Here is a 17,752-nt window from a genome sequence, read left to right as displayed (position 1 = left end):
AGGATACGCACTCTCTCCAAGCCGTTTCTGCGGCGTACACGCATGCAGAACAGGACGAGGCGGCAGAAACGCAGAAATCGGTTACTCCATTTTCCGCACCGGAACCCGCTCGCGGCAACCGGTTCCCGGAACCTCCACGGAGATCACCCGCACGCGCCCCGCCCACGCCCCGCAGGCGACGATGATCAAGCCGTCCTTCGGAGTGCCCCTCCCGCCCCCCACCTCATGTCGCCCAGGTTACTCAGTCTTTTCGAAAGTTCGCCCAGAGTCTTGACGCGGTATCCGCGCAGGAAGAAGCTCTGCCCCACTGCCCGACAACCGGTTGTCCAACCCGGTTGTCCACCCGCTTGTCCGGCCAGATCCCCCGTGAGAGGTGGTGCGCCCATGCACCCACGCCCCGGTGCCTCCCTGAGCCGCCGCCGATTCCTCGCCCTGTCCGCAGGAGGTGCCGCGGCCGGATCGGCGGCCCTCAGCGGCTGTGCCCTGTCGACCGCGGGAGCCGCACTCGGCGGCGGCGAGAGCATCACGATGATGGTCAAACTCGACGACATCTCCCCGGAGCTGATCCAGCAGGCCCAGAAGGAACTCGGCGTCAGGATCACCGTGGTGCAGGACGACATCACCCGGCTGATCGCGATGCTCACCAACGGCAATCCGCCGGACCTCGTCCGCGGCCTCGGCGCCCTGGACGCGCCGTACTTCGCCGCCCGGGGTGTGGCAGAGGACCTGGACCCGTACTTCGCCAAGTCGACCATCCTCAGGACCGACGACCTGGACCCGGCCAATGACGTGTGGCGGTACGACGGCACGACCCAGGGCAAGGGCCCCCGCTACGGCATGGCGAAGGACTTCTCCCAGGACTCGATGTTCTGGTACAACACCGCGCTCTTCGACAAGAGGGGCGTCGACCACCCCTCCGAGACCGATCCGATCACGTACGAGGAATGGCTGGAGAATGCCAAGCGCCTGGTCCAGCGCAAGAACGGCCAGACGACCGTGTACGGCGGCAGCTACAACGGCGTGAACCTCACCGGCCTCCTGACGAGCCTGACGGCCACCGCCGGAGGCAGCCTCTTCTCCGCGGACTTCAGCCGGGTCGACTTCACCACCCCCGAGGCCCGCAAGGCCCTGACCTGGTACGTGGAGTACGCCAAGACCAGGGTCGGGCCGAGTCTCATCCAGCCCAACCCCGACACCTGGGACGGTCCCACGTACGTCGCGAACCGCATGGCCATGTCCGGCAGCGGCTACTGGCTCGGCGGCATGATCAACGCAGACCCGAAGATCGCGAAGATCTCCCGCCTCGCCCCCGCACCCGTCTTCGAGGGCGGCCCACGGCTCAGCTCCTGCCAGGCCGGCACCGGCCTGTGGATGCCGAAGAGGGCACGGAACAAGGACGCCGCCTGGCGGGTCTTCGAGTGGTTCTTCGGCGAAGCGCCGGCCAAGGCGCGCGCGGAGGGCGGCTGGGGGATACCGACGCTCAAGTCGCTGCGCCCGCTGATGCCGCAGAAGGACTACCAGAAGCGGGTCCTCAAGGTGCAGCAGGCCGAGTTGGAGCACTTCTCGGTGACTCCTTTCACCCCCTACGCCAAGTGGGACGCCTTCGAAGCCCTGATCAACCAGGTCATGCCGGCCGCGATGAACGGCCAGATCTCCGTCGATCGCCTGGCGGGACGCCTCAACTCGGCCCTCAACGAGCAGCTGAAGCGCGGTAAGGAGCAGGTGGGATGACAGTCGGCGAGATACCAGAAGTCGCGGAGCTGCCCAAGGCCGTCACACGCACCGGCGCCGTACGCTCCGGCGACGCGCCCCGCACCTCCATGACCGCCCGTCGGCACCGGGCGTTCTACATGTTCACCTCGCCCTGGATCATCGGCTTCCTGCTGCTGACCATCGGCCCGATGGCGTACGCGCTGTGGCTGAGCTTCACCACCTTCGACGGCATCTCCCCCAACTGGCGCTACGTCGGCCTCGGCAACTACGAGGAGCTGCTCTCCGACCCGGTGACCTGGGACGCCCTGGGGCGCGCCGGTCTGTTCGCCATCACCTCGGTACCGCTGTCGATCATCGCCGGAATGGGGCTCGCGGTCCTGGTCAACCGGCCGCTCAAGGCGCGCGGCCTGTGGCGCACCCTGCTCTACCTGCCGGCCGTGGTGCCGCCGGTGGGTGCCGGCCTCATCTTCAAGCAGCTCTTCAACCGGGACTCCGGCGCCACCAACGGCGTCCTCAACATCTTCGGCATCGACGCCATCGCCTGGCTCGACGACCCGTACGCCCGCTACGTGATCCTGATGACGGTCCTGTGGGCAGCCGGAAACATCATGATCATCTCGCTGGCCGGGCTCCAGGACGTACCCCGCGAACTCCACGAGGCGGCCCGGATCGACGGCGCGAGCGCCTGGCGTACCTTCCGCAGCGTCACCGTGCCGCTGCTCTCGCCGGTCCTGCTCTTCCAGGCCGTGACCGGGATGATCGCCTCGGTGCAGACCATCATGCCGATGCTGCTCGCCGCCAACGCCACCCCGGCGGGGGTCACTTCGATCCCGCAGTCCAACTACATGTACATGATGCACGTGTTCGCGCAGTACTTCGCGCTCGGCCGTTACGGCTACGCCTCCGCGCTCCTGTGGGTGCTCTTCGTCCTGATCCTCATCGCGACCGGCCTGATCTTCAAGTTCACGTCCGGTGTGGTGTTCTACAACGTCGACCCGGAGGCGAAGAAGTGACCGCCACCACCGTGACCCCCAAGGTACGCACGTCCCGTCTCGTCCTCTACACCGTGCTCGTCGTGGTCACCGGCCTGATGCTCGGCCCCTTCGGCTGGCTGGTCATCACCGGTCTGAAGACCACGCCCGAACTGGCGGCCTCCCCGGTGCGCTGGCTGCCCGAGAACTTCCAGTGGCACAACTTCGCCGATGCCTTCACCGCCATCGACTTCCTCGGCTACGCCCGCAATTCCCTCATCATCTCCCTGATCTACGCCACCCTCGTCACCCTGAGCTCCGCCTGGGTCGGCTTCGGCTTCGCCCGCCTGAACGCTCCGGGCAAGAAGGTCCTGTTCGGCGTGCTGCTCGGCTCGATGATGCTGCCGCAGATGATCACGCTCTTCCCGACGTACCTCATCTTCGCGAAGGTCGGCATGGTCGACACCTACTGGCCGTGGGTGCTGTGGGGGCTGTCGGCCGCTCCGTATCTGGTCTTCCTCTTCCGGCAGTTCTTCGCCGGGATGCCGAAGGAACTGGAGGAGGCCGCGATCGTCGACGGCGTCGGTTACGCCGGGATCTTCTGGCGGATCTTCCTGCCGCAGTCCTGGCCGGTCCTGTCCGCGAGCTTCGTGATCGCCTTCACCTGGAGCTGGGGCGACTTCATTGCTCCGATGCTGCTCCTGTCCAGCGACAGGACCACGCTCTCCGTCGCCATCATGACCTCCTATGTCACGGACGGCGGGTTGCCGGTCAACAACCTCCTTGCCGCGGGCTCCGTGATGTACGTCGTCCCCATCCTGCTGATCTTCCTCGTCGCCCAGCGCGGCTTCGTCGCCGGGATGTCCACCACCGGTCTCAAGTAGCTCTCAAGTAGCCCCTCTTACCGAACCTTTTGCAAGGAGTTACGCATGAACGCGCCCTTGTCACGCCGGACCACCCTCCAGGCCGCCGGTGTCATCGCCGCCGCCGGCTTGGCGAGCAGCATCGCGGGCACCGCCCAGGCCGCCGTAGCCGAGGAGACCGGAACCGCCGGCGACAGCGTGGTCATCCACCCGACGCTTCCGAAGGTGCCTGTCAACAACTCCTTCACCGTCAAGGTCCGGACGCTGGGCGGCACTTGGCAGAAGCTCGGCGTCTACCTCGCCAAGCTCGCGCTGATCGACGCGAACACCGGCAGCAACAGGGCCCAGAACTCCTCCTGGGCCGCCTTCGACTTCTCCGGCACGGTCGAGGTCGAGGTCACGTACAACCCGGGCGGCGGCGAGAAGGTCCGTATCCGCCCGGACTCGTACGGCATCAAGCCCGAGGTGCTCGGCAGCACCGCGCGCTTCACCCTGGACCGGCCCCGCAATCTCGTCGTCCAGATCGACGACAAGATCTTCGACTGCCTGCACCTGTTCGCGAACCCGATCGAGCAGAACGTGCCCACCGAGGGCGACAAGAAGGTCATGTACTTCGGGCCCGGTCTGCACACCCACCCCGACCGGACGCTGAAGGTGCCCGACGGCACGGCCGTCTACCTGGCCGCGGGCGCCGTCCTCACCTCCGCCGTGATCTTCGAGAACGTGGAGAACGCCCGGCTGATCGGCCGCGGCGTGGTCTACGACACGACCGGCGGCGCTGTCTTCGTCCGCAAGTGCGAGAACGTCACGATCGACGGCGTCACGATCCTCAACCCCCGGTACGAGAACATCAGGGTCGCCGAGTCCAAGAACCTCACCATCAGGAATCTGCGTGCCTTCAGTCACCAGGGCTGGGGTGACGGCATCCAGCTCTACTGCTCCGAGAACGTCACGATCGACGGCTGCTTCCTGCGCACCTCCGACGACTGCGTCGCCCTCTACACCCACCGCTGGGACTTCTACGGCGACACCCGCAACATCACCGTCAAGAACTGCTCCCTCTGGGCCGACGTCGCCCACCCGATCAACATCGGCGTGCACGGCAACACCGACACCCCCGAGGTGCTGGAGAACCTGCGCTACGAGAACATCGACATCCTCGACCACCGCGAGCCGCAGGTGACGTACCAGGGCGCCATCGCCTTCATGGTCGGCGACAGCAACATCGTCCGGGACGTCAGGTTCGACGACATCCGCGTGGAGGACTTCCGCTGGGGCCAGCTCATCCACATGCGGGTCGAGTACAACCCGAAGTACAACACCTCGGCAGGCAGCGGCATCGAGTCCGTCTACATCAAGGACCTCACCTACAACGGCAAGAACGCCGACCTCTCGATCATCGCCGGCCTCGACGCGGAGCACGCGATCAAGGACGTCACCTTCGAGAACCTCCGCGTCAACGGCAGGGTGATCGCCGACAGCACGGGCAAGCCGGCATGGTATCTGGCCGCGGACGGCGTGCCCATGTTCGTCAACGAGCACGTGACGAACCTCAAGTTCCTCACCACCGCCGAGGCAGAGGCGGCCGCCGCGTCATGACGACTCCCGCCCCGAGCCGCCGGGGCTTCCTCGGTGGCACGGCCGCCCTGCTGCTGGTGGCGGGCGCGAGCGGGCTGCTCGCGCCCGGCACGGCCCGGGCGGCCGGGAAGAAGACCGCTGCCGGCTCCTTCACCCACCCCGGCTTGCTGCACAGCGCCGCCGATCTGGCGCGGATGAAGGCCGCGGTCGCCGCGAAGGAGTCGCCCGTCCACGACGGCTACCTCGCCTTCGCGGCCCACGCCCGCTCGCAGTCGACGTACTCGATCCAGAACACCGGCCAGATCACCTCCTGGGGCCGCGGCCCCACCAACTTCCAGAGCCAGGCCGTCGCCGACTCTGCCGCCGCCTACCAGAACGCCCTGATGTGGTGCGTGACCGGCGACCGCGCCCACGCCGACAAGGCCCGCGACATCCTCAACGCCTGGTCTGCCTCCCTGACGATGATCACCGGAGCCGACGGGCCACTCGGCGCCGGGCTCCAGGTCTTCAAGTTCGTCAACGCGGCCGAGCTGCTCCGCCACAGCGGCTACGACGGCTGGACGGACGCGGACATCGCCCGCTGCGAGCGGTCCTTCCTCGACGTCTGGTATCCGGCGATCTCCGGCTACATGCTCTACGCCAACGGCAACTGGGACCTGACGGCCCTTCAGTCCATCCTGGCCATCGGCGTGTTCTGCGAGGAGCGCACTCTCTTCGAGGACGCGCTGCGGTTCGCCGCGGCGGGCGCGGGCAACGGCAGCGTCCGCAACCGAGTCGTCGCCGACACCGGTCAGGGCCAGGAGAGCGGACGCGACCAAGGCCACGAGCAGCTCGCCGTCGGCCTGATGGGCGACGCCGCGCAGGTCGCCTGGAACCAGGGCGTCGACCTCTGGGCCTTCGACGACCACCGCATCCTCGCGAACGCCGAGTACGCCGCCCGCTACAACCTCGGCGGCGACGTCCCCTTCACCCCCGACCTCGACCGCACCGGCAAGTACATCAAGACGACCGTCTCGGACCGCGTCCGCGGCAACATCCCCCCGATCTACGAGATGTACTACGCCCACTACGCCGGCGTCCGCGGCCTCGACACCCCGTACACCGAGGCGGCCGTCTTCCGCGGCACGGGCGGCGCCCGCGTCGTCGAGGGCAGCAACGACGATCTGCCGAGCTTCGGTACGTTCACCTACGCGGGCACCAGGGCGCCCGCCCCCACCGTCCCGACGGCCCCGGCAGGCGTCACGGCAACCGGCCATGACAGGGGAGTCACCCTGGCCTGGCTGCCCTCCGCGTGGGCGACCTCGTACACCGTCCGCCGGGCGAGCAGCCCCGAGGGGCCGTACGAGGAGATCGCGTCGGCAGTCGACGGAACACTGCACACCGACGACGGCGTACGTCCCGGCCGGACGTACCACTACACGGTCACCGCTACGAACTCCCAAGGAAGCAGCGGCGATTCGGCGAGCACCTCCGCCACCGCCGGTCTCCCCGCCCCCTGGTCCACCCACGACATCGGCCCGGTGAAGATCCCCGGTTCCGCCGCCTTCGACGGTGAACGGTTCGTCCTTGAGGCGTCCGGCACCGCCGACACCTACCGCTCGGTCCACCTCCCGCTGCCGGGAGACGGCACGATCACCGCGCGGATCGTGTTTCCGCTCAGCTCGCAGTACGCCAAGATCGGCGTCACCCTGCGCGACTCCCTCGACGCGGACGCCGCGCACGCCTCGATGCTGATCCAGGGACTGCCGCTGCACACCTGGAGCGGCGTGTGGAGCGTACGGCCCAAGACCGGGGCCGCTGTCTCCGGGACCGGCAGCACGCCCGTGCCGCCCACCCAGCAGCAGGCGATCACCGTGAACGCAGCCTTCCCGATCTCTGACCTCGGCTCCCTGCCGGAGTCGGCGACCCCGCTTCAGGCCCCGTACGTCGAAGGCGCGGGTGACGGCTACCGGCTGCGGGCGCCCTACTGGGTGCGGGTGACCCGCAGAGGCCGTCGCTGCACCGGCGCGATCTCCCCGGACGGCATCCGCTGGACCGAAGTCGGCTCCACACAAGTCGAGTTGGGCCGCACCGCCGCCGCGGGCCTGGTCCTCACCTCCTGCCTCGGCGTCGACGAGGAGTACGCGGAGACCGGCACCGGCGCCTTCGACAACGTCACCGTCCTCTCGGCCTCGGCCGGCGAGGTCTGGTCGGTGCCCCGCCCCGCTCGCAGAGCCACCGGCCTCAAGGCGTCCACCGGCGCCGACGCTGTGGAGCTGACCTGGACCGACCCCGATCTCTCCGCCCGCTACAAGGTGCTGCGCTCCACGGGCGCCGAGGGGCCCTTCGAGACGATCGCGACAGGCATCGGCCCTGTCGGTTTCGGCACCCGCGTCCGGTACGCGGATGCCACCGGGACGCCCGGGACGACGTACCACTACGTCGTAGCGAAGACGAACTGCGCCGGACGGGGCCCGCTCTCCGAACCGGTCTCCGCCCCGATGCCGACCCCGGGCGTTCCCCAACTCGCCTCCACCACCGAGGCGTTCGGCAACAAGGGCATCCCCTTCCACCACCTCCTGCGCGCCTCGCACGAGCCCATACGGTTCGGCGCGGACGCGCTGCCCGACGGCCTCCGGCTCGACAGGCGCACCGGCCTGGTCTCCGGAACGCCCACCGAGAGCGGCGAGTTCAGGGTCACCACCACCGCGGCCAACGCCTCCGGCACCGGCACCGGCACGCTCACCCTCACCGTCGGCACACCCCCGCCCGCGCCCTGGACGTACGGCGACCTCGGTGACCCGGTCCTCGACGAGCGCGCCTTCGGGACGCTGGGCGTGGTCGCGATCCGCACGCCGGGCAGCACGTCGTACCACGACGGAACCTTCACCGTGCGCGGTGCGGGCGTCGATCTGACCGTCAACAACCAGGGAATGACAGGGCAGTTCGTACGACGGCCCGTCACCGGCGACTGCGAGATCACCGCCCGGCTCGTCTCCCGCACGGGCGCGAGTGCCGACCGGGTGGGCCTGCTGATGGCCAAGTCGCTGTCACCGTTCGACCAGGCCGCCGGGGCGATCGTCACCGGCGGGACCACCGCGCAGCTCATGCTGCGCACGACCGTCGCCGGACGGTCGGCGTTCACCGGGAACGGGGCAGCCGCCCTGCCCTCCCTGCTGCGGCTGAAGCGCGTCGGGACCGCCTTCACCGCTGCCCTGTCCACCGATGACGGCGCCACCTGGACCACCCTCGCCACCGGCGAGATCCCCGGGTTCGGTGACGCCCCCTACCACGTGGGCCTCGTGGTCTGCTCCCGCGACCAACTGGCCCGCTGCACCACCGAGTTCGACGAGGTGAGCATCACCCCCATGTAGATCCTCCACGGAACGGAGATGCACCAATGAGCCGCACTTCCCCCCACCGGCACCTCCCCACACCAGAGTTGAGCCGCCGCGGTCTGCTGAGGACCGCCGGCGGGCTCACCGCCGCCCTCGCCGCCGGCGGGTCCACGGCCGTGCTGACGGGCAGCACGGCCGGCGCGGCCCCCGCGACCTTCACCCACCCCGGCATGCTGCACAACGCCGGTGACATCAACCGGGCCAAGGTCAGGGTCGCCGCGGGCGACGACCCCTGGCTGTCCGGCTGGCGGAGGCTGACCGCCAACGGCCGCTCGCAGTCCACCTGGACACCCCGCGCGACGGCGACCGTCATCCGCGGCGGTGACGGCCAGAACTACCCCCAGCTCTACAACGACATCGCCGCCGCCTACCAGAACGCGCTGCGCTGGCACGTGGGCGGCACCCGGGACAACGCCGACTGCGCCGTGCGGATCCTCAACGCCTGGTCGTCGACGCTCACCACCATCACCGGAAACGCCGACCGGTTCCTCGCCGCCGGGATCTACGGCTGGCAGTTCGCCAACGCGGCCGAGCTCATGCGCGGATACCCCGGCTTTGACCTCGGCCGGTTCCAGAACATGATGCGCGACGTGTTCTACCCGCTGAACAACCAGTTCCTCACCCAGCACAACGGCGCCTGCATCACCAACTACTGGGCGAACTGGGACCTGTGCAACGTCGCGTCCGTCCTGGCCATCGGCATTCTGTGCGACGACGGTGCCAAGTACGACCAGGCCGTGAACTACTTCAAGAACGGCGCGGGCAACGGCGCCATCCGCAAGGCCGTGCCGTTCCTGCACCCGGACAACCTCGGCCAGTGGCAGGAGTCGGGCCGGGACCAGGGCCACACCGTCATGGGCATGGGCCAGATGGGCGCCATCTGCGAGATGGCCTGGAACCAGGGCGAGGACCTGTACGGCTACGACGGCAACCGGTTCATGAAGGCCGCTCAGTACGTCGCCAAGTACAACCTCGGTGAGACCGTGCCGTTCACGAAGTACACCTGGGGAACCGGCGTCAACTGCGACTACCGGGAGCACACGGTCATCTCCGACGCCTCCCGCGGCCAGGTCCGCCCGGTGTGGGCCATGCTCGACTCCCACTACCGGCGCCGCCGCAACCTGGCCGTCCCCTACCTGCAGCGCATCGCCCAGTCGGTCCACCCGGAGGGGGGCGGTGGCGACTACGGCTCCACCAGCGGAGGTTACGACCAGCTCGGCTTCGGCACGCTGATGTACGCCAAATAGCCCTCCAGGCCACCTCGCTCACCGGAATAGTCGATCGTGATGTGGTGCTCTGACATGTGCAGGGTGCACGAAGCGCGGCGAGAAGCAGGTGGGCGCATGGCGGCAGACCAGGTGGGGCAGGTGACGGAGCCGGCGGAACGTCCGGTGATCAGGACACCGTACGGGGCCGTGCGCGGCCGGTACGAGCAGGGCGTCGCGGTGTTCCGGGGCATCCCGTACGCGGCGCCCCCGTTCGGCCCCCGCAGGTTCCGGCCGCCCGAGCGGCCGGAACCCTGGGACGGGGTGCGGGACGCGGGCGCCTTCGGCCCGACCCCGCCGAAACCGCCGTACTCCGAGGCCTTCGCCCAGTACCTCTCCGACCCGGTCGTCCCCGGCGACGACTGTCTCAACCTCAATGTCTGGACCCCCGAACCCGGCCCGGGCGCCCGGCTCCCGGTCATGGTGTGGCTGCACGGCGGCGCCCTGACCCGCGGGTCCTCCGCCGTACCGGTGTACGACGGAAGCAGCTTCGCCCGCGACGGCGTCGTCTTCGTCTCGGTCAACTACCGACTGGGAGTGGAGGGCTACGGACTGTTTCCGGACACCCCCGCCAACCCCGGCCTGCGCGACCAGCTCGCCGCACTGCAATGGGTGCACGCCTCGATCGAGGCCTTCGGCGGCGACCCCGCGCAGGTGACCCTGTTCGGCCAGTCGGCCGGCGCGATCAGCACCGGCGCACTGCTGGCCGCCCCGCAGGCGCAGGGCCTGATCCGGCGTGCGGTGCTGCAGAGCGGGCCGCCGGAGGCCGCCGAGCGGGACAAGGTACGGCGGATGGTGCGCCGTATGGCCACCCGGCTGAAGATCCCCGCCACCGCCGCGGCCTTCGCCGACGTCGACCGGGAACTCCTCCTGCGCACCCAGGCCGACGTGGGCAAGCTCAGCAGCCCCGTGCTCGGCGGGCCCGCCTTCGGCATCGTGGTCGACGGCGATGTCGTCCCGCGCGACCCCTTGGAGGCCCTGGTGGAGGGCGACGCGGCGCGGGGCGTCGAACTGATGATGGGCTGGACCCGCGACGAGTACCGGCTGTGGCTGGTCCCCGGCGGTCTGCTGGAGCGCGTCGACCGGCTCGGGCCTGTCGCCCTGGCCGGCGCCATGGCCCGCTGCCGCTGCGGTCACGAGGTGCCGCGCGGCTACCGCGCCCTGCGCCCGGACGCCGGCACCGCCGAGATCGTCGGCCAGCTGGTCACCGACCACCTGCTGCGTCTGCCGCTGCTCCGCCTGGCCGACGCCCGCCCGCGGTCGTCGTACGTCTACGAGTTCACCTGGCCCTCCAGCCTCCCCGACCTCGGCTCCTGCCACGCCCTGGAGCTCGGCTTCGTCTTCGACACCGGCGACGTCCCCGAGTCACGGAAACTGGCCGGCGAGGGCGCCCCGCAGGAGCTGGCGGACGCGATGCACTCGGCTTGGGTGCGCTTCGCGACCGACGGCGACCCGGGCTGGCGGCACTGGGACGGCACCCATCCGGTCCGCATGTTCGGCGACGGCGAGCCGGAGATCGCGTTCGGCCCGCGCGATGCGGAACTCGCCCTGTGGGCCGCCGACGCGAGGGCTCGGGAAGCCGTGCCGGAATCGGAGCCCGCGGACGGCGCGGTCGTCGCGCGCGGTGCGGAACTGCGGTCGGTCGTACGACGGTTGCGGCTGCCGGGTACGGTACGGCGGTCCTGAACCGGCTACTTCGCCGCCACGGAGTTCCGGACGACGACATGCGTGCCCAGCAGCAGGTGCTCGTCCGGGGTCTCCGAGGTGCGGCCCAGTGCCGTACGGACGGCGAGACGGCCCAGCTCCTCGTAGGGGACGTGGACCGTCGTCAGGGCCGGGTGGAGGTCGCGGGCGAAGGGGATGTCGTCGTAACCGGCCAGCGAGACATCGCCGGGAACGGTCAGGCCCGCCTCGTGCAGAGCGGTCAGCGCGCCAGCGGCGACCATGTCGGTGGCCGCGACCACGGCCGTGAACTCCAGCCCCCGCTTGAGCGCCTCGCGGATCAGACGGTGGCCGGAGTCGCGGGTGAAGTCGCCGTGGAGGAGCAGCGCCGGGTCGGGTTCCAGGCCGCGGGCGCGGTGCGCGGCGAGGTAGCCGCGCTCACGGCCCTGCGCGGTGGTGTGGTCGGGCTTGCCGCCGAGGAACAGCACCCGGCGGTGGCCCTGGGAGAGGACATGGGCGACCAGGGCGTAGGCACCGCCCTCGTTGTCGTACTCGATGACCGTCACCGGTGCGCCCGGCCCCAGCGGGGGGCGGCCGCACAGGACCAGCCGGGAGCCCGCCGACGCCAGCTGGTCGGCCATCCGGCGCGTGCGCTCGCGGTACTCGGGGGTGTCGGCGGAGCCACCGACCAGGATGACGGCGGCGGCCCGCTGGGCACGCATCATCTCGACGAACTCCAGCTCGTGCCGGACGTCGCCGTCCGTGCTGCACACCACGCACAGATGGCCGAGCCGGGTCGCCTCCCGTTCCACGCCGTGCGCCATGTGCGCGAACGACGGTCCGGTGATGTCCTCCAGCACGAACGCCAGCGTGGGCGTGCCGACCCCCGCGACCGCCTTGGCGCGCGCGTCGGCGACGTAGTCCAGCTCGCCCACCGCCCGCATGACCCGGGTCCGGGTCGCCGAGCTCACCGGATACACCCCGCCCAGCACCCGCGACACCGTCGACGCGGACACACCCGCGCGCGCCGCCACATCCCGGATGGTGCTACGGCTCGCGTCCGCGCTCTTCCTCGTCATGTCCCGCCCACCCCGCTGTTCAGCTGCGGCAACACGGCGGCAACCGGTTCCCGATGCGGAGGCTAGCAGTGGGGGACGGCCGGGGACGAGAGAGCTGCGGCGGTCCGCCCGCCGGAGGGCCGGGGACGAGAGAGCTGCGGCGGTCCGCCCGCCGGAGGGCCGGGGACGAGAGAAGTGCGGCGGTCCGTCCGCCGGAGGGCCGCGGGGCTATGCCGAGGCTTCCGCGGCCTCCTCCGCCGACAGTCGCGGACGCGGCACCGTGGCTTTGAGCCGGGCCGTCGTCGTCGCCGGATCCGCCGGCCGCCGGGTGTGCCAGTCGGTGACCGCCTGATAGGCCGCCGCGAGCTCCAGCAGCCGGTCCTCCTCGTACGGGTGGCCGCCGAGGATCGCGCCGACCGGGAGGCCGGCGGCGTCGAAGCCGATGGGGAAGGCGATCTCGGGCAGCCCGAGGATGTCGAAGGGCACCGGGCCGGTCTGCAGGACGACGTCGCAGCGGCTCATGACCCCGTCCAGCACCTCCCGCAGCAGATGGTTCTTGGCCCGCTGGGCCGTGATCCACTCGTCGCCCGACAGCATCAGGCCCTGCAGCCAACTCAGCAGCGAGACACCGAACTTGGCCGGATCCGTACGCAGCCAGTGCCGGAAGGGCTCGGTGCGCTCCGCGAGCCGGGCGGCGTTGAAGGTGCCCGTCAGCAGGGTCCAGTCGTCCGGGTACGTGACCCCGACGAGCGTCACGCCGGCCAGCGCCTCCAGCCGGTCCAGGAACGCACCGCGCAGCTCCTTCTGCCCGGACAGGAAATCGGCGGGCACCCCGACCCGGGTGGCCCGGCGCATCCGGACCGCGCCCTTTCGGGAGACGACGGGTGTGGCGGCGCGGACGAGGTCGGGCACGGCGGGCAGCCCGAGCGTGCGGGGGTCCTTCGCGTCCGGCCCGGCCATGATCTGCGTCATGATCGCCGCGTCCATGGCGTCCCGCGCGAGCGGTCCCGCGTGGTCGCGGGTGAAGGAGAGCGGGATGACGCCGTGCACGGACACCCGGCCCATCGTCGGCTTCAGTCCCGTCAGGTTCTGCTGGTTGGACGGCAGGACGATCGAACCGCCGGTCTGCGTCCCGATCGACGAGGCCGCGAGCCGCCCCGCCACCGCACAGGCCGGACCGGTCGACGAACCGCCCGGGTCGACGGACGGGTCCTCGGGCGTCCAGGCGTTGACCGTGGTGACCGTGCCGTTCGGCTTCGTGGCCCGGGTCGTGGCGAGCGGCCCCATCTGCCCCTTGCCGAGCACGATCCCGCCGGCCGCGGTCAGCCGCGTCACGGCCGTGGCGTCCTCGTCCGGGACGAAGTCCTCGAAGATGTACGAGTTGCAGCGCGTCGGCACGCCTCGCGTGAAGTAGTTGTCCTTGATGCACAGCGGAATGCCGCGCAGGGCGCCTCCCGATCCGCGGTCCGCCGCACGCGCCGCCTTGAGCGCGGCCTTTGAGGTGACCTCCGCGTACGCCTGATAGGTGGCGTCGTAGCGCTCGATCCGCTCCAGATACGCCTCGGTCAGCGCCGTGGACGTGAGCCTGCGGCGCCTGATGAGGGTGACGGCCTCGGCGAGGGTGGCCTCCGTGGGGTCGGTCCGGGCGGCCTGCCGTACGTCGACGTCGGGGATGCGTACGGGCGTTGCAGCGGCCCGCGCCGGGGTCGCGGACGCCTGGAGTGCCGCTCCGCTCGCCACGGCCATCGAACTCGCCAGAAACACACGCCGGTTGAGAGCACGGCTCATCGCGGGTCCGCCTTCCCGGTCCAGGCCTCGGTGATCGACGGGTACAGCAGCGGCGGCGCGGCCTGTTGGGCGTACTCGGGCCCGTCGGCCGGCGGAGCCCAGCCGGAGATCGCGCCGGGCGTGGCCGCCACGAACGACCGCAGTGCGGCGAGTGCCTGGGCCCGCGTCGGCACCCCGGTGTCGGGGTCCGCCTCCTCCGGCAGCAGGGCGAGATCGAACCCGGCCAGCGCCAGCCGGGTTCTCACATAGGCGTCCAACTGGTCCTGCGTGGGCGGCTCGGACACGGCTGCCTCCATGATCGGCGGACGGGTATGAGGACTTCATCATCGGCGCGTGAAGTCCTCATTGAGCCCATGCTTCGCAGGAGTTACTACAGCGAGCGCGCGATCGAGGTGATCGCCTGAGGCCCCACCCGGCAGCACCCGCCGATCAGCCGCGCCCCCGCGTCCTGCCAGCCCCGCACCTGCTCGGGCGCGAAACTGGAGCGGCCGGTCCAGGTACGGGCCCCGGCGTCCCAGGCCTCGCCGCTGTTGGGGTAGACGACGACCGGCTTGCCGGTCACCCGGGCCGCGATCCGGATCGCGCCGTCGACGTCCTCGGGCGCGCAGCAGTTCACCCCGACCGCGATCACCTCGTCCGCGTCGGCGGCCGGCGCGAACGCCTCCTCCAGCGGCTGACCGGCACGCGTGCGCTCCCCGTCGACCGTGTACGACAGCCAGGCCGGGACGCCGAGTCCCCGCACCGCCCGCAGCAGCGCGGTCGCCTCGTCGGCGTCGGGCACCGTCTCCAGCGCCAGTACGTCGGGCCGGGCGCCGGCCAGCACCTCGAGCCGCGGACGATGGAAACGCTCCAGCGCGTCCACGCTCAGCCCGTACCGCCCCCGGTACTCGGAGCCGTCCGCGAGCATCGCCCCGTACGGGCCCACCGACGCGGCCACCCACAGCGGCCGGTCCGTCCGCGCGCGACGAGCGGCCTCGCGGGCCAGCTCCACACTGAGCGCGAGCAGCTCGGCCGCCCGCTCCTCGCCGATCCCGCGCTTGCCGAAGCCCTCGAAGGTGGCCTGATAACTGGAGGTGATCGCCACATTCGCGCCCGCCTCGAAGTACGCGAGGTGGGCCTCGACGATCGCCTCAGGTTGCTCGGCGAGCAGCCGCGCCGACCACAGCTCGTCACTCAGGTCGTGCCCGGCGGACTCGAGCTGGTTGGACATACCGCCGTCGAGGACGACGGTTCCGGCGGCGAGGGCGTCCGCCAGGGAGAGAGAGGTGTCGCTGGTCATGTCACGACGCTAGTCGAGCACGCGGCGGACGGCCGTCCGTGTCCAGTGCGTGAGCGGATCACCCACCATGTGGGGCGCCCCGCTCTTCCACTACGCCGCGTGCCGCCCGCCCCGCCGCCGTCCCCCATGGCCCCGTATCCGTCGCGTCGCCGGCACCATCAGCCCGCCCAGCAGGCCGAGCCCCAGCGCGTACGGCCACCAGCCGAACGTCTCGCTCTCCGCGCTTGCCGTGGGCGTGTCCGCGGGCGCCGCGCCGGCCGCCGCGCGGGTGGAGGCGGTCGGGGAGGAGCTCGCGGTGGCCGCCTTCGTCGTCAGGACGACGTCGTTGCCGTCGCCGCCCCGGTAGCTGATCCGGTACGTCGTGTTCGCGAGCTTCAGCCGGGCGCCCTCCTTCAGACCGGTGAACGTGCCGGTGGTCTTCGCCCGGCCGGTGTGGTTGAGGACGGTGATCTCACGTGCGGGCCGCGTACCGGCGGCGGATACATCGAGGTCCCCGGCCAGCCTGACCGCTCCCGCGACCTTCAACGGCTTTTCTGCCAGGACCAGTTGGCCCTTAGCGCGCTGTGTGTAGTCACCGGTCACGGCGACACCGCCCGCGACCACGCCGTCGTTCGTCACGGAGCCCTTCACCGTGCCCTTGCCGGAGAGGGCAGTGGCCACACGCAGTACCCCCGTACCCGCGTCCAGCCGTGCCCCCTCCGACAAGAGCCGAATCGCCCTGCTGCGTACGAGCGTTGCCCCGTCCCGCAGCGCCAGGGTGCCCTTTTTGACGGTCGTGGTCCCGGTGTACGTCACCGAGCCGCCCGTGAGCGTGGTCGTCGCCGCGCCCGACTGCACGAGCGACCCGCTGCCGCTGACGTGCGTCAGTTTCACCGGGTCGGTCACGTTCCGCACGACGAGCGTGCCGTCGTTCACCACCCGCCGCTGCTCCGTGCCCGTCAGCAGCGAGCCGTCGCCGCCCCGCTTGCCCGAGCCGAGTCGCAGCACCGCCCTCTTCTCCACGGTGGTCGAGCCGTCGTAGTACTGCTTGGCCGCGAAGGTGACGTCGTTGCCGGGTGTCCCGGCGATGACGATGTCGCCGGCGCCGGGTGCGGACAGCGTGTCGTGGAAGACGCCGCCGCCGATGGGGGCGCCCAGGGTCACCGGCCCGTTGTAGTCGAAGGTGAGCAGTGAACGGGACCTGGCCGCGAGCAAGTTGATGTAGACGGTCTCGGCGGTCCCCGGCATGAAGATCTTGTTCGTGGTGCCGTCGCCCCACTGGACGTTGGCGCCCTTGATGTTGGTGCCGCGCTTGTTGATGTTCTTGCGTGCGGGCGTCCAGTTCAGGGCCGGGTCGCTGAGCGACGGGTCGGTGTCGCCGCCCTGGTTCGACCAGCTGTACTGGCCGGTGAGGACGACCTTGCTGCCGGGCCGGGACTGGACGTTGATGTCGCTGCCGTACTCGCGCTGGTAGAAGTCCATGCGCTGGGTGACGGTCTGGCTCAGCGGGGTGTCGACGGTCCAGGTGCCCTGGTTGAGGACCTTGCGCATGTTGGGCAGTGACGTCGCGTACTCCGGTCGTCCGGCGTTCGCCTGTGTGCCGTTGTCGATCACCCCGGAGAAGGGGTGGGTGCCCGAGATGTCCCAGGTGCCCCAGAGGAACCTCGGCTGGGTGATCAGCCCGGAGCCGCTGATGGTGCCCAGGTTGTAGGCGCTCTTCAGGGAGAGCCGCAGGGTGCCGTCGACCCGGATGTTGTCCTGGTTGAGCCGGAACGCCGGGGTGTTGTACGGGAAGCGGCCGATCAGCCCGGTCGTGCCGCCGTTTCCGTACTGCAGCGTCGCCCCGCGCTCGACCGTGACCGCGGGCGGGTCCGGGTCGGCCGTGGTGACGTACGGGTGGTTGCCGCCCTGCGTCGTGACCCTTTGCCGCTGCCGGGACTTCGGCAGCGTGAAGTCGCTGTCCTTGGTCAGGACCAGGGTGCCGGTGCCGCGCACGGTCAGGGTGCCCTCGCCGTGGAACGCGCCGTCGTACGTCGTCGTCCCCGACGGCACGGTGACGACCGTGTCGCCGGTGAGTGTCACGTCTCGGTCCGCGAGGACGTCGGCGGTGACATCCCGGGTGCCCGCGGCCTCGGCAGGGGGAGTGGTCACCAGGAAGGCGACGGCCGCGAAGGCGCCCGCCGCCGCTGCGGTCTTGTGGGGGAAGCTGCTCACGCACA

At 70.5% G+C, this 17,752-nt stretch carries 12 protein-coding genes; 7 read left to right on the top strand and 5 right to left on the bottom strand.

All coding sequences use genetic code 11. The annotated features are described in order from the left end of the window. Positions 1–384 precede the first annotated feature (384 nt). The 7 genes from OG828_RS12315 (at position 385) to OG828_RS12285 (ending at position 11,453) form a co-directional block, all read left to right on the top strand. On the top strand, positions 385–1,731 hold the full coding sequence (locus tag OG828_RS12315) for an extracellular solute-binding protein (RefSeq protein ID WP_328501148.1): 1,347 nt from the start codon (positions 385–387) through the stop codon (positions 1,729–1,731). After that, positions 1,728–2,726: a carbohydrate ABC transporter permease gene (locus OG828_RS12310; RefSeq protein WP_328354260.1), complete on the top strand. Its 999-nt coding sequence runs from the start codon at positions 1,728–1,730 to the stop codon at positions 2,724–2,726. The genes OG828_RS12315 and OG828_RS12310 overlap by 4 nt, the downstream gene beginning before the upstream one ends. Beyond that, complete coding sequence (locus OG828_RS12305; RefSeq protein ID WP_328437904.1) at positions 2,723–3,568, top strand: carbohydrate ABC transporter permease; 846 nt, start codon at positions 2,723–2,725, stop codon at positions 3,566–3,568. Before OG828_RS12310 ends, OG828_RS12305 begins: the two co-directional genes overlap by 4 nt. A gap of 45 nt (positions 3,569–3,613) precedes the next feature. Beyond that, on the top strand, positions 3,614–5,146 hold the full coding sequence (locus OG828_RS12300) for a glycosyl hydrolase family 28 protein (RefSeq protein ID WP_328501147.1): 1,533 nt from the start codon (positions 3,614–3,616) through the stop codon (positions 5,144–5,146). Continuing rightward, positions 5,143–8,478, top strand: coding sequence for an alginate lyase family protein (locus OG828_RS12295; protein WP_328501146.1), 3,336 nt, complete (start codon positions 5,143–5,145; stop codon positions 8,476–8,478). The genes OG828_RS12300 and OG828_RS12295 overlap by 4 nt, the downstream gene beginning before the upstream one ends. Before the next feature lie 26 nt (positions 8,479–8,504). Then, complete coding sequence (locus OG828_RS12290) at positions 8,505–9,749, top strand: alginate lyase family protein (RefSeq protein ID WP_328501145.1); 1,245 nt, start codon at positions 8,505–8,507, stop codon at positions 9,747–9,749. Between the two features lie 96 nt (positions 9,750–9,845). Continuing rightward, on the top strand, positions 9,846–11,453 hold the full coding sequence (locus OG828_RS12285; RefSeq protein ID WP_328501144.1) for a carboxylesterase/lipase family protein: 1,608 nt from the start codon (positions 9,846–9,848) through the stop codon (positions 11,451–11,453). Positions 11,454–11,458: 5 nt separating this feature from the next. On the opposite strand, the gene OG828_RS12280 is transcribed toward OG828_RS12285, so the two are convergent. The 5 genes from OG828_RS12280 to OG828_RS12260 form a co-directional block, all read right to left on the bottom strand. Continuing rightward, positions 11,459–12,508 (bottom strand): LacI family DNA-binding transcriptional regulator, encoded by a 1,050-nt coding sequence (locus OG828_RS12280; RefSeq protein ID WP_328501143.1) that lies wholly within the window; start codon positions 12,506–12,508, stop codon positions 11,459–11,461. Between the two features lie 207 nt (positions 12,509–12,715). After that, entirely contained in the window at positions 12,716–14,275 is a 1,560-nt protein-coding gene (locus OG828_RS12275; RefSeq protein ID WP_328501142.1) for an amidase, read from the bottom strand. Continuing rightward, on the bottom strand, positions 14,272–14,559 hold the full coding sequence (locus tag OG828_RS12270; protein ID WP_328354236.1) for a hypothetical protein: 288 nt from the start codon (positions 14,557–14,559) through the stop codon (positions 14,272–14,274). The genes OG828_RS12275 and OG828_RS12270 overlap by 4 nt, the downstream gene beginning before the upstream one ends. An 86-nt stretch (positions 14,560–14,645) precedes the next feature. Continuing rightward, on the bottom strand, positions 14,646–15,554 hold the full coding sequence (gene mmuM / locus OG828_RS12265; protein ID WP_328354233.1) for a homocysteine S-methyltransferase: 909 nt from the start codon (positions 15,552–15,554) through the stop codon (positions 14,646–14,648). Between the two features lie 90 nt (positions 15,555–15,644). Continuing rightward, on the bottom strand, positions 15,645–17,747 hold the full coding sequence (locus OG828_RS12260) for an autotransporter (RefSeq protein ID WP_328501141.1): 2,103 nt from the start codon (positions 17,745–17,747) through the stop codon (positions 15,645–15,647). Positions 17,748–17,752: the final 5 nt, after the last annotated feature.

The organism is Streptomyces sp. NBC_00457 (assembly GCF_036014015.1).
GTDB lineage: Bacteria > Actinomycetota > Actinomycetes > Streptomycetales > Streptomycetaceae > Streptomyces.
Note: the sequence above shows the minus strand (reverse complement) of the source record. Positions and strands in the feature narration are given on the sequence as shown.

Coding starts and splice junctions, on each gene's coding strand:
- OG828_RS12315 (WP_328501148.1), top strand. CDS start 385: ATGCACCCACGCCCCGGTGCCTCCCTGAGCCGCCGCCGATTCCTCGCC.
- OG828_RS12310 (WP_328354260.1), top strand. CDS start 1,728: ATGACAGTCGGCGAGATACCAGAAGTCGCGGAGCTGCCCAAGGCCGTC.
- OG828_RS12300 (WP_328501147.1), top strand. CDS start 3,614: ATGAACGCGCCCTTGTCACGCCGGACCACCCTCCAGGCCGCCGGTGTC.
- OG828_RS12295 (WP_328501146.1), top strand. CDS start 5,143: ATGACGACTCCCGCCCCGAGCCGCCGGGGCTTCCTCGGTGGCACGGCC.
- OG828_RS12290 (WP_328501145.1), top strand. CDS start 8,505: ATGAGCCGCACTTCCCCCCACCGGCACCTCCCCACACCAGAGTTGAGC.
- OG828_RS12285 (WP_328501144.1), top strand. CDS start 9,846: ATGGCGGCAGACCAGGTGGGGCAGGTGACGGAGCCGGCGGAACGTCCG.
- OG828_RS12280 (WP_328501143.1), bottom strand. CDS start 12,508: ATGACGAGGAAGAGCGCGGACGCGAGCCGTAGCACCATCCGGGATGTG.
- OG828_RS12275 (WP_328501142.1), bottom strand. CDS start 14,275: ATGAGCCGTGCTCTCAACCGGCGTGTGTTTCTGGCGAGTTCGATGGCC.
- mmuM (WP_328354233.1), bottom strand. CDS start 15,554: ATGACCAGCGACACCTCTCTCTCCCTGGCGGACGCCCTCGCCGCCGGA.